The sequence below is a fragment of the Pedobacter hiemivivus genome (assembly GCF_005144565.1).
Classification (GTDB): Bacteria; Bacteroidota; Bacteroidia; order Sphingobacteriales; family Sphingobacteriaceae; genus Pedobacter; species Pedobacter hiemivivus.
In genome coordinates this window covers 432,958-446,383 of record NZ_SWDX01000005.1, presented here as the reverse complement: position 1 = coordinate 446,383, position 13,426 = coordinate 432,958, and the positions used below count along the sequence as shown (strand labels likewise).

The 13,426-nt window shown below is 38.6% G+C and carries 10 protein-coding genes; 8 read left to right on the top strand and 2 right to left on the bottom strand.

What is annotated here, in order from left to right; all coding sequences use genetic code 11:
* The first annotated feature begins 39 nt into the window (after positions 1-39).
* Both FBD94_RS15000 and FBD94_RS14995 read left to right on the top strand, forming a co-directional pair.
* Positions 40-1,422, top strand: a complete 1,383-nt coding sequence (locus tag FBD94_RS15000) for a TlpA family protein disulfide reductase (protein ID WP_169472317.1) — start codon at positions 40-42, stop codon at positions 1,420-1,422.
* A 62-nt stretch (positions 1,423-1,484) separates the two neighbouring features.
* Positions 1,485-2,390, top strand: a complete 906-nt coding sequence (locus tag FBD94_RS14995) for a retropepsin-like aspartic protease (RefSeq protein ID WP_136880777.1) — start codon at positions 1,485-1,487, stop codon at positions 2,388-2,390.
* A gap of 74 nt (positions 2,391-2,464) precedes the next feature.
* On the opposite strand, the gene FBD94_RS14990 is transcribed toward FBD94_RS14995, so the two are convergent.
* Together FBD94_RS14990 and FBD94_RS14985 are read right to left on the bottom strand one after the other, a co-directional pair.
* Positions 2,465-2,764: a hypothetical protein gene (locus FBD94_RS14990; RefSeq protein WP_136880776.1), complete on the bottom strand. Its 300-nt coding sequence runs from the start codon at positions 2,762-2,764 to the stop codon at positions 2,465-2,467.
* A gap of 7 nt (positions 2,765-2,771) precedes the next feature.
* The gene (locus tag FBD94_RS14985) at positions 2,772-3,491 is read right to left on the bottom strand and encodes a pirin family protein (protein ID WP_136880775.1); all 720 of its coding nucleotides are present in this window, start codon (positions 3,489-3,491) and stop codon (positions 2,772-2,774) included.
* Between the two features lie 194 nt (positions 3,492-3,685).
* Here FBD94_RS14985 and FBD94_RS14980 point away from each other — a divergent pair, with 194 nt between their 5' ends.
* The 6 genes from FBD94_RS14980 to FBD94_RS14955 all read left to right on the top strand — a co-directional run bounded on the left by FBD94_RS14980 (position 3,686) and on the right by FBD94_RS14955 (position 13,425).
* Positions 3,686-4,696 (top strand): alpha/beta hydrolase, encoded by a 1,011-nt coding sequence (locus tag FBD94_RS14980; protein WP_136880774.1) that lies wholly within the window; start codon positions 3,686-3,688, stop codon positions 4,694-4,696.
* Between the two features lie 33 nt (positions 4,697-4,729).
* Entirely contained in the window at positions 4,730-6,271 is a 1,542-nt protein-coding gene (locus tag FBD94_RS14975) for a SulP family inorganic anion transporter (RefSeq protein ID WP_136880773.1), read from the top strand.
* Between the two features lie 137 nt (positions 6,272-6,408).
* Complete coding sequence (locus FBD94_RS14970) at positions 6,409-6,993, top strand: RNA polymerase sigma-70 factor (RefSeq protein WP_131608155.1); 585 nt, start codon at positions 6,409-6,411, stop codon at positions 6,991-6,993.
* A gap of 99 nt (positions 6,994-7,092) precedes the next feature.
* Positions 7,093-8,229, top strand: a complete 1,137-nt coding sequence (locus FBD94_RS14965; protein ID WP_136880772.1) for a FecR family protein — start codon at positions 7,093-7,095, stop codon at positions 8,227-8,229.
* Between the two features lie 287 nt (positions 8,230-8,516).
* A complete protein-coding gene (locus FBD94_RS14960) occupies positions 8,517-11,936 on the top strand; it encodes a SusC/RagA family TonB-linked outer membrane protein (protein WP_136880771.1) in 3,420 nt (1,139 codons plus the stop codon).
* Between the two features lie 10 nt (positions 11,937-11,946).
* Positions 11,947-13,425, top strand: a complete 1,479-nt coding sequence (locus FBD94_RS14955) for a RagB/SusD family nutrient uptake outer membrane protein (protein ID WP_136880770.1) — start codon at positions 11,947-11,949, stop codon at positions 13,423-13,425.
* Position 13,426 lies beyond the last annotated feature (1 nt).

The window sequence follows — 13,426 nt, the reverse complement described above, 5'->3', positions numbered from 1 at the left end:
GGCTTTAAATAACTCACATATAAATAAAACTAAACCAGTATGATTAAAAAACTCTGCGGTATCGCGTTGTTGTCTTTAGCAACAGTCACTGCCCTTGCCCAAACCCCGGTTGAAGTTACCGGCTTGTTAAAAAAGAAACGTCCTACTGTAAAATTATTTAAAGTTGATGAAGGTAAAACAGTAGAAATTGCCAGTTCCGCACCAACACAGGATGGCAAATTCGGCTTCTTGTTTTTTCCAGGATATGAAGGTTTGTATGTAATTGGCACCGGAACGGCAGTAAGCCCTAACGAAAATTACAGATTTTACCTGAAGGCTGGGGATAAGCTATCGTTAATACTTGATGAGAAAAATTATGAGCTTACAGGAAAAAACAATAGCGAGGAAAATGTTTTGCTGGATCAATGGAATAAGCTTAGCGATCCCATTTACCAGAAGTCTATTAATTTTATGGGCGTAAACAGCACATTCGTAGACTTTTTCCCCGAGTTGGAAACAATTGCTGTCCAATCCAGAACATTTTTAAACGGAAAAGCTACCAAAAATAGAAAGTTCAATCAGCAGATGAAGAACATCATCCAATTAGATATGGTAAACTATGCCACTAATTTTCTGAACACGCCGCGTTCTGCGCATCCGTCTGTTGAAGAGTATAGTCCTTACTATGCTAGACTTAAAGCACAGGATCTGGCAAAAAATACAAGCCTATTATATAGCTATCCATGGGGCAGTAGGGTTTTAAGTGCGACCATCAGTGTAAACTTAAGACAGCAGAATATAAAATATGCTCCTGGTTTGGAAGGGCTTAAAAGTACACTTTCTTTTATACCCAACGATACGCTTAAAGGAGATGCTATATTGGAAACTGCTTTGAGGTATAAAAATTATACTGACTATAAAGACCTGATGGATGCTTACGGAAAATATATCCTTACAGCAGGGCAGAAGAAAAGGAACCTGGATATTGCTACTCCCTTGCTTACCCTAAAGCCTGGTGATGATGCTTATGCATTTTCTTATCCAGACAAAGAAAGTAACACAGTGTCTATGGCTTCATTGAAAGGTAAAGTTGTCCTGGTAGATGTTTGGGCCACTTGGTGCGGCCCTTGCAAAGCTGAAATTCCTCATCTTAAGAAGTTGGAAGAGGAGATGAAGGGAAAGGATGTCGAAATTATAAGCTTGTCTACCGACGCCCCTAAAGACAAAGAAAAATGGCTGAAGATGATCAAAGATGAAAACTTAGGTGGTACACAATTATTTGCAGGTGGCCCCGGCAATGAGTTTTCACAATACTATAAAGTCAATACTATTCCGCGTTTCCTGGTTTTTGACCGTAAAGGAAAGATTGTAACAGTTGATTCTCCAAGACCTTCAAGTCCGGCCCTTAAGGCTTTACTCGAAAAAACGCTGGCAGAAAAATAAATAAAGCGAGAGCCCGGTTTTGATAATTTCTAACCGGGCTTTTTAATGTTAACAAATCAAATATGAAGTCAATGAACAAAAAGGCTATCGCCTTAATGGTCGCCTTGTGTTTTTGTGTATTTGCAAATGCAAAAGAAGTTGTACGAATCCCCTTTGAAAGTCGTAACGGCACTATTATTCTTACTGTAAAGCTCAACGATTTCCCTCGCCCGTTAAAGCTGTTGTTTGATACAGGAGCTGATGGCATGGCTGTTGGTCAGGGACTTGCCGATTCCATAGGTTTAAAAGTAACGCGGACACAAAAGGCGTCCGTAGTGGGTGGTTCCGTTGACATAGCTGTATCCGGTGGTAACACTGTTCATATGGGGGATTTCAATTTCAAAAACCAGAGCGTCGCGATATTTAAAGAGATGAATAAGGAAGGTACAGATGGCATCATTGGTAACACACTTGCCCGACATTACATTGTAAAAGTGGATTATGACCGTAAAGAATTACTATTGTACAATTTTGGCGAATATGAAGAAAAAGGGGGGACAGCCATTCCGTTCAGCATACCTTCCGGTTTATTCATCATTCCAGGTACGTTGAGCATTACGGCCGACAAGCCCCATACCGGCAATTTTGTGTTCGATACAGGAGCTGCCTATAACCTGATTTGTTTCCGCCCTTTTGTAAAACAGCATAAACTGCTGGTTAGTGGCTTCAAGGCCGATAGCCATGGTAGTACTGTAAGTATGGGCATGAACACACCAACCTTTGCCGGTATGGCCTCTGCATTTTCCTTTTCAACGGTAAGGCCTATTAAAAATATGTCTGTAACCCTGATGGCCGGGGGTGGACAAAGCGAAAGCTGGAATCCGGGATTTGATGGTTCTGTAGGAGTCGGTCTCATTAGCAGATATAACTTCACCATCAATATGCAAAAGAAAGAAATCTATATTATTGCTAACAAAACTGCTTTTTAACCCTCTTAATTGTTCATCTGCAGCTATAGCTTTATTCGTTGATTGAATAGATATGATGAGTGGAATAAAATATTTCATGCAATTGCTGTCATAATTTCGCTATAAAGCAATCCGCTGCCGCCTCCGTAATGCTGTATAATTTTAAGGGCTGGCCTGATGCGTATCAGGTCAGCCCTTAATTTTTCCTCTGCAGCAGCAGAGATCCCGTTACCCAGCAATACCAGATCTATGGGGATATCCTTAACCATTACCAGTGCTTCTTCTTCCAGGCAGGTTGTAATTCCTTTCCACTCCTCTCTTGCATTTAAAAGGCGGTTCATTGTATCAGTAATCTCCTGGTTACGGCCGATGTATAAAATGGTCAGGGTTTTCATAGCGGATTTATAGTTCCATGGGTATATCCATTAACAGGACTTTTGTATCTCGCGTATTGAACTTTAAGCTAATTTTATCCGTATCCCATATACCCAGTCCATCACGGGAAGTCAATTCATGTCCATCAATGGTTACACTGCCTTTAATAACGAAAGCATAAACTCCATTTCCTTGTTTTTTGATCTGGTAGTCGGTTTCAAAATTCTCATCAAAAGTGCCTAAAGAGAACCAGGCATCCTGATGTATCCAGACTCCCGCATCATCCGGCTCCGGAGATAAAATCTGCTGGAAGTTATTGTGTCTTTTGGCAATGTCCAGCGTAATCTGTCCATAACGGGGAGTCACATTTTTTTTATTGGGGAACAGCCATATCTGGAGTAGTTTTACTACCTGGTCGGCATTAGCGTTAAACTCACTATGTTGTACACCTGTGCCTGCACTCATCACTTGTATGTCTCCATGTTGTATGACTGAGGACGTCCCTAAACTATCTTTATGTGCCAGTGCACCTTCTAGAGGGATGGTAATGATTTCCATATTGTCATGTGGATGCGTACCAAATCCCATTCCCCCATCAATACTGTCATCATTTAAAACCCGCAATACACCAAAGTGCATTCTTTCCGGATCGTAATAATTTGCAAAACTAAACGTATGATGCGCGTTCAGCCAGCCATGATTGGCGTGTCCTCTGGTGCTCCCTTTATGTAAAACAAACTGTGCCATAAATTTCCTTTCTTATTGTGTGAAACAAATATAGGTACGACCAGTTTGCCCGGCATTGATGTAAGATAAGAAAGATGATTGTCTGATGCCATTTTGGTATGGATGACGACTGGATCTATGATACAGGCTCTTTTTTGTTAGGGATATTTCCAAAATAATTACATATTCTTGTTATAGTTTCTTTAACGAATCTTATGATAAGAAGAATTTTAGTCATCACCGGCACTGCGCTTGTCGTTCTTGCCCTATCAAGCTTTATAGCCTATAAATTAAGCCCCTGGCCAACTGCAATGTTGATCAGGTCTTATTTCAATAAAGAGGGAGGAAAGGTTAACCAGGCGCTATTAAAACATGTGCCTAATGGTATTTCAGCAATATTAGACCAGTCCTACATTGACGGCGATAAAGATGCAAAACTAGATGTTTATTATCCCGAAGCAATAGCCAATACCAGTCAGCGGCTTCCTGTGGTGGTTTGGATTCATGGAGGCGGATGGATTTCAGGGAGTAAAGCTCAAGTCGCCAACTATTGCAAGATCCTGGCCTCGAAAGGTTATGCAGTGGTTGCGATCGATTATTCGTTAGCACCAGAAAAGCATTATCCAATACCGCTTAATCAAACTAACCGCGCACTGGAGTACATCAGCAAAAATGCCATACGATTTCATGCAGATACTACCCATTTTATTCTTGCCGGAGATTCTGGAGGAGCACACATTGCAGCGCAAACAGCTAATCTGATCAGTAGTGCCAGCTATGCCAAATTGATTGGGGTTAAAGCCGGTATTAACCGTAATCAATTATCTGGACTTCTATTATATTGTGGCGCATATGATGCAGAACGAATAGATCTGAATAGTGGTTTTGGTGTTTTCCTGAAGACGGTATTGTGGTCCTATAGTGGTGAAAAAGATTTTGTGAATGCCCCTTTGTTTAAAACGGCTTCAGTGATCAATTACATCACCGCGGATTATCCGCCCTGTTTTATATCCGTTGGAAATGACGATCCGCTACTGACCCATTCTGAAGCTTTAGCAGAGAAATTAACCGCATTGAAGGTTCTCCTGGATTCATTGTTTTTTAAACCAGACTATAAACCAGCCTTGCCTCATGAATATCAGTTTAATCTGGATGAGGCAGCAGGTAAACTTGCACTGGAACGATCAGTAACTTTTCTAGAACGTTTAACAGCGAAGAAGATATAATCTTTATACTTTTGATGCTTATTAAATTTAAGCATGCCTTCAGCCACACGTTTTTTCGACTTTTCGCAAAAAGTAAACTATAGAACCGAAATTTTAGCGGGAATAACTGTGGCGATGACCATGATGCCCGAATCTTTATCTTTTGCCATTTTAGCAGGTTTTCCTCCTTTAGTTGGTTTATATGCAGCTTTTATAATGGGGCTCGTTACTTCTATTTTTGGAGGTAGACCAGGCCTGATTTCTGGTGGTGCAGGAGCTACGGTGATCGTTTTGATTGCGCTGATGAAATCCAATGGTATCGAATATGTATTTGCTGCAGTAGCATTAGCAGGTATAATTCAAATTCTGGTCGGCCTCTTCAAGTTAGGGAAATTCGTCAGATTAGTACCTCAATCCGTAATGTATGGGTTTGTGAATGGATTGGCCGTTGTTATATTTATGGCACAACTCGGACAGTTTAAAACAATCGTGGATGGGAAAATAAGTTGGTTAACCGGTGAGCCACTGTTGATCATGGTAGGCTTAGTCGCTTTAACTATTGCTATTGTGATCTTATTCCCTAAAATTACTAAAGCAGTACCACCTTCATTAGTTGCCATTATTGTAGTTTTTCTTATTGTCTTGGGCTTTGATATACACACCAAAACTGTGAGTGATATTGCCTCAGTAAGTGGTGGTTTTCCTCCTTTCCATATTCCGAATATCCCGCTTAACCTTGATACTTTACAAATCATCTTTCCCTACGCTTTGATTATGGCAGGTGTTGGTTTAACAGAAGGCCTTTTGACCTTAAATCTGGTAGATGAAATGACCGGAACAAGAGGCAATGGCAATAAAGAATGTATTGCTCAGGGAAGCGCTAATATTTTAAATGGCTTTTTCTTTGGGATGGGTGGCTGCCCTATGATTGCACAGACTTTAGTAAACCTATCTGCTGGTGCAAGAGCAAGGCTATCGGGAATCATCGCTTCCTTAACTATTCTCTTAATTATACTATTTGGAGCACCGATCATCGGTCAGGTACCAATGGCGGCATTAACAGGCGTGATGATCATGGTTGCTATAGGTACTTTTGAATGGATCAGCTTTAAAATTTTCAATAAGATGCCTAAGCAAGACGTTTTTGTTGGAATCTTAGTGGCCGTTATTACGGTATGGCTTCATAACCTTGCTTTAGCCGTTTTAATTGGTGTTATTATTTCTGCGTTGGTATTTGCCTGGGAAAGCGCAAAAAGAGTTAGAGCAAGGAAGTACATTGATGAAAATGGGGTAAAACATTATGAAATGTATGGCCCCTTATTCTTTGGCTCGGTCGCAACTTTTAACGAAAAATTCGATGTACTAAATGATCCAGAAGAAGTCGTCGTCGATTTTAAGGATAGTAAAGTTGCTGATATGTCCGCAATCGAGGCTTTGAACAAATTAACAGAGCGCTATAAGAAAGCCGGCAAAAAACTCCATTTAAAACATTTGAGTGATGATTGCCGTTTGCTATTGAAAAATGCAGATGAAGTAATTGATGTGAATATTTATGAAGACCCGAGTTATCCTGTCGCTAGTAATATGATCAGATAAGAGAATAAAATTTTAGCTCAATACTCCCGTATTGGGCTACAAGTTTCGATGACTTTAGTAGTTGCTAGCTAAAAAATGGAATTAATCTTGTAGTTTTAGCAAGTTAATTGGCTGAATAATACATAATATAATAAAAAATGGCTTCATATGATTCCTTTACTGATGGGGAACTGGCTAGTTTGCTTCTTTCGGGTGACGAAAGTGCATTTAGTCAGATTTTTATACGGTATAATGGTCTTTTATATAGTCACGCATATAAAAAGCTTAGGAATCGAGAGGAAGCTAAGGATGTAATTCAAGATGTGTTTGCTTTATTGTGGACTAAAAGGCATGAAATTGATTTTAAATCTAATTTGACAGGTTATTTATATACGGCTGTTCGAAATAAGATTTTTGATTTTATTTCGCATCAAACCGTTGAATCAAAATATTTAGGCTCATTACAAAATTTTCTGGATAATGGAACTGCTGTAACAGATCATGTGATCCGTGAAAAACAGATCGTCGCTATAATTGAAAAGGAGATTGCCGCACTGCCACCACGGATGCGTCTGGTTTTTGAGTTAAGCAGAAAAAAATACATGAGTCATAAAGAAATTGCAGAGGAATTGGGGATTTCACAGCAAACTGTTACAGATCAAATTAAAAAGGCCCTGAAAATTCTTAGAACTAAACTTGGCTTGGTGATATACTTAATATTCTTGCTCAATTACAAGTTTTAGCCTCTTTTTGCCAGTTTTATTCTCGTTTTAAAAAAAAAATGAAATAATTATCCCCCTTGACCTCTCACATCCCGTCTAGTAGGTAACAATGGATAAGTAATGTCTAAAAGAATACAAAAGAAAAGTGCCAGCGCGTTATTAGCGAAATTTAAAGCCAATCAATGTACGCCAGAAGAAATAGCCTGGCTTGAAAGCTGGTATATGAACTGGAATGCAGAGAACGAACCAGAATTATCTGAACTGGAACTGAAAGCTGTGGAAATAGAAATGAGCGAGGCTTTAGGCTTAACAAAAAGGGCGACTCTGAAGTTGTGGCCTAAGATCGCTGCTGCTGCTTCAGTTTTATTCTTTTTAAGCGTTGCTTTTTATTTTTTCTATCTTCAACCAAAAGCAGAGCAGAAGCTATCTCATATCACGGATGTTAGCCCTGGAGGAAATAGAGCTGTATTAATTTTGGCAGATGGGAGCAAGATAGACCTAAAGGATGCCAAGTCTGGTGCATTGGCTAAAGAAGGTAATGTTTTAATCAAAAAATCTAAAGACGGACAATTGATTTATGATCTTTCCGGCACTGCTGCTACCAAAGGATCTGAAATTACTTACAATACGATAGAAACCCCACGTTCTGGTACTTATCAGGTGATTCTTCCAGACGGTTCTTCTGTTTGGCTCAATGCGGCATCCAAATTAAAGTTCCCGACAAGATTTGCAGGAAATGAGCGTACGGTTGAGATAAAAGGTGAGGCCTATTTCGAGGTTGCTAAAAACCCTGTTAAACCTTTTCGTGTCCTATCAGATCATCAGCTTATAGAAGTGTTGGGCACGCATTTTAATGTGAACAATTATACCGATGAACCATTTGTAAAAACCACGTTGGTTGAAGGTAGCATAAAAGTATCTAGCAAAGGTAGTAGCAAAATTATTAGGCCTGGAGAACAGTCGATAATTGGTTCGGGGGATAAAATAGAAGTCGTTTCTGTAAATACAGAACAGGTTGTAGCATGGAAAAACGGTTTGTTTAGTTTTAAAAGAGCTGATTTAGAAACTGTAATGCGGCAAATTTCCCGTTGGTACAATGTAGAAGTTACTTATGAAGGAGAGGTTCCTGAAATCTCATTTACAGGAAAAATCTACAGAAATGTAAACCTGCAGGAAGCCCTGAAAAGCATCGGATACATAGGCATTAAGTACCGTGTCGAAAATAATAAAGTAATCATAGAACCTGAAAAACAATAATATATAAATCCATTAACTAGAACCTAAACAACCAACTATGATCGAAAATCTACGACAGCAGAATTAAAATTCATTTGGTTAGCCATAAAAAAACGGAGGCGCTTCTAACACCTCCGTATCATTTTATTGGGTTAACCCTTCTGTATTGGCGAGAGCCTAACAGATAAATAATTTGCGATTATTTCCTTGTTTTTAACCCAACATTTACAAATGTAATGAATTTTAGTTCCAATACTAAGGGCATCCCGCTATGCGTCGATTTGCCGCTAAAACAACTCTTCCAGGTTATGAAGTTAACAACGATAATTTTATTCATTTCCTTGGTGCAGGTCAGTGCCAAGGGATATAGTCAAATTACGCTCAACGAAAAAAATGCACCTCTGACCAAGGTGCTGGAAGCTATTGAAAAACAATCAGGATATGTGTTTTTATATAATGAGAGCAGTTTTCCTGTCAATAATCTCAGTATCACCACCAATAATGCAACAATTACGGAAGTATTGAACAAATACTTCAAGCCAATGGGTATTGCATACCAGATTATTGGTAAAAACATCACCTTAAAGCCTACACACGATATTGTTATTGCGATGGGCACTGTTCGTAATATGGGTGTTATTGATGTACAGGGAACGGTAAGGGATACCCTTGGAAAACCCATACCAGGTGTAACTGTTAGACTGGTCTCCAATTCGATTAGTTTTAAGATGAAAAAAGCCAATACAACAGAACCAGCTGATAATCCGGTTTTGGAGACCAGAGAACATGTAACCACTACCAATAAAGACGGGAAATATACACTCTCTACTGTTTCTGATCAGGACATGATTAGCTTTTCTTCGCTTGGTTATATTACGCAAAATGTACCTGTGGCTGGTAGAAAAACCATCAATATAGTCATGAAAGAGGAGGTCCGAGGTTTAAATGAAGTGACGATTAATACAGGTATCTATACCCGTAAGGCCAATAGTTACACCGGTTCTACTTTGGTTATTAAAGGTGAAGATTTGAAAAAGGTAGGGAATGCTAACTTCTTCCAGTCTCTGAAAAACATCTCGCCTTCCATGGTATTGGATAATTTTACTATGGGATCAAATCCAAACGCGTTGCCTGATATTCAGTTAAGAGGTACTTCTACATTTCCGGCAGGAGATAACACTGCAGTAGGACTGAAAGGAAACTACGAGCGAAGTCCAAATCAACCTTTGTTTATATTGGATGGCTTTGAAGCAAATATTGAAAGGATTTTTGACCTCGACATGAATCGCATTGAAAGTGTAACGATCCTTAAAGATGCGGCATCAAAAGCCATTTACGGTTCAAAAGCGGCGAATGGGGTTGTGGTTATTGAAACAAAGAAGCTAATATCTTCTAAACCAATGGTGACCTATAATGCTAGTTTAGATTTGGAATTACCTGATTTGAGCAGTTACAACTTAACCAATTCCTTAGAAAAATTAGAAGCTGAAAGGATAGATGGATTTTATCTATATCCAAAAGGAAACTCTGGTTTCCCGGAAAATTCTGTTGCATTAGAACAATTGTATAATTCTAGAAGAAAGCTAGCGCTTGAAGGTTTAGATACTTACTGGTTAGCTAAACCACTTCAGACTGGGATAGGTCAAAAGCACAGCATAACGGTAGAGCTTGGTGGTTCAGGACTGAATGTTTTGGCAGATCTATCTTATAGAGATGTGAAAGGAGCAATGATTGGGTCTGATCGTAAAAATATTTCCGGTAGTTTTACCACGTCATATCGCTTGAAGAATCTATTATTCAGGAATATAACAAGTGCTAACCAAAATAACGCCAAAGAATCTCCTTATGGCACTTTTGCCGACTATGCAAAAATGAACCCTTACTGGAGAGCAGTTAATGCAGATGGTACAATCCCTTTCTATGCAGAAATTATTGGTGACTACAAATATACCAATCCATTATACAATTCTACGTTAAACTCTAAGGTGGCTACCAGCTACTTTAATTTTACAAATAATTTTTATCTGGAATGGGCAATAATTCCTGAACTAAAAGCCATTACACGTTTAGGAGTCGATATCAAGAGTTCCGATGCTGATGAGTTTTATCCTGCAGGACATACCATGTTTGATAGTTATTATGTTGATGATGCAAATAGAAAAGGATCCTACCAGGTAAACAATGGTAAAAGCCAGAATCTTTCTGGCGATTTTAACCTTAATTACTCTAAGCAGATTGATAAACACGTGATGTTTGCCAATGGAGGATTTAACGTTAGTGAATATAATTTTAACGAAGTGTTACATAAAGTTGAAGGATTTTCAAGTGACAGAATGGATAATATTATATCTGGACGGGCCTATGCAATAGATTCTAAACCTACTGGGAGCTCTGCTATAACTCGTGAATTGGGTTTCTTGGGCGCATTTTCTTACATGTATGACAATCGGTATTTGTCGGACTTAACTGTTCGCACCAATGCATCTTCTCAATTTGGAACCGATAACCGCTGGGCTAAATTCTGGAGTTTTGGCTTGGGCTGGAATATTCATAACGAATCGTTTATGAAGAACTTGGGGGCAATTAAACAAATGAAATTGAGAGGCTCTCTTGGCTCAACAGGTAATTCGAATTTCATGACCAATCAGGCAGTGGCGACCTATGGTTATTATACAGAAACTACCTATCAGGGATTTCCTGGCTCCTATTTACTTAACCTCGCAAATTCAGGTTTGCAGTGGGAATCCAAATTTGATTACAATGCTGGTCTCGATTTGAATATAAATAATCTGAGCTTAAAATTTGACTACTACCTGGCCGATACTAAAAATCTGATTACAAATGTAACCACGCCCGGTTCAACAGGTTTTAATTCCGTAAAAGACAATTTGGGAAAGGTGCGAAATACTGGCTTTGAACTCTATGCCTCTTATATGGTGTGGTCGCGTAAAAGCAGCTTCTTTACTTTAAATTTTGGGATAGAAACCAATAAAAACAAGATTGTAGAATTATCTAATGCCATGAAATCTTATAATGAGATTATGGATAAACAAGCAGCTGATCAGGGCAATAGTGCACCAGTTAAAAAATATGTCGACGGCATGTCTATGAATGCCATATGGGCAGTTCCGTCGTTAGGTATCGATCCTGCTACTGGAAAAGAAATTTATGTTGACCGCAATGGGAACACAACCTATATCTGGAATGCGAACGATATGGTAGTTGCTGGTAATTCAGTGCCAGATTACCAGGGGACATTTGGATTTTCAGCTGAACATAAAGGCATAGGTTTGAGTGTTACAGCAAGGTATCTGGGGGGCGGACAACTTTATAACCAAACATTGGTTGACCGTGTTGAAAATGTGGATATGAATTATAATGTAGATAAAAGAGTGTTAACAGGAAGATGGACAACACCCGGTCAGAATGCATTATTTAAACGTTTAGGCAAGTATGACAAACGAAATGAAGATGGTTCATTTACCCCATTTGATGAAAAAACACGTGCAACAACCCGTTTTGTACAGGATAGAAATGAGTTAACAATTGCTGCTGTAAATGTCTATTATTTATTCAATAAGCAATTCACCGATAGACTTGGTCTTCAGCGACTCAAAGCTGGATTTAATATGAACGAAGTGGCTACCTTTTCGTCTATAAAGCTTGAACGAGGAACTTCTTATCCATTTGCTAAAACATTGTCATTCAATTTATCAGCAACCTTTTAATTTATAGAACATGAATGCAACACTAAAAAATATCACTCTTGCACTAATGTTAGTGCTGTTTGCCAGCTCCTGCAAAAAAGGATGGCTGGACGTGACTTCGGGCTCAGAGGTTAGATCTGAGGAGCAGTTTAAGTCTGAAAGTGGTTTCAAGGATGCGCTGATGGGCGTGTACCTGGGTATGACCAAGAAAAGTGCTTATGCACAGGATATGACCTGGAATATGGTTGATCTTATGGGGCAGCAATATGCAGCATTGCCAGTAGGTAGTTCAGCTCCATATGCATATTTCCAGACTTATAATTACAAAAATATCGTTGTTGATCCAATTATAGAATCTGCATGGAATCAAAGCTATAATACAATTGCAAATGTTAACAATGCACTTTCAAACATAGATAAAAATAAGGTAGTACTCCATCCCATTAGCTATTCCATAATTAAGGGAGAACTACTTGGTTTACGGGCCTTTTTACATTTTGATTTAATGCGTTTATATGGTTATGGCAATGTTTCCAATCGATCTGATTTAGCCGGTAAATTCGCGATTCCTTATGTTAATGAATTTAAAAAAGAAATTACTCCTCAGCTTTCTTACGCTAAAACCTTCGAATTACTGAACAAGGATATTAGTGATGCCATTGTGCTATTGAAAGAAGATCCTATTTATAATAATCCTAAAAAGCCGGCAACGTATTATGCCGAGATAAACAGGGACGGATTTTACAATAAAAGAGAGCAGCGCATGAATTATTATGCTGCAAGAGCACTTCAGGCTAGGATTTTATTATGGGAAGGCGGAAATGAAAATCTATCTAATGCAGCATTATCAGCTGAAGAAGTAATTAAATATTCTTCTGCCAAGTTAGTAAATTCTGCTTCTGCAGCACTCGCTGACCCAGCATTATATCCAGAACACTTGTTTACGTTGAATGTACTAGGATTTGTAGATATTATAAATCCTTACTTAGATCTAGCTGCAGCGAATGCAAAAGCACTTTATTTAACCAATGCAAGAGCAGCTGAATTATATGAAACTGCAAATTCTGAAATAGGATTGGTAGATTATCGTTATAACACTTTATTATCTCAACAAACAAGAGGCTTTGCCATTGTTAAACTTCAGCAAAAATTATCTATAGCTTCCAGGAATAATATGCCTTTAATCAGACTGCCTGAAATGTATTATATAGCAGCCGAAGCATATGTTAGTACTAATCCATCTAAGTCAATAGAATACCTCAACAACATAAGAAATAATAGAGGGATTATTCAAAATATACCTACAATGGCTAATGCAGAAACCATAAAAGTTGAGTTGGAAAAAGAATATCGTAAGGAATTTATTATGGAGGGTCAATTATTCTTTTACTACAAAAGATTAGGAAAAACTACATTTCCTGGTTTAGGCCCTGCTGTTACTGCTAACGATAATATCTACGTACTTCCTTATCCGGCAAGTGAAATTGAATTTGGTAACAGGATACAGTAAT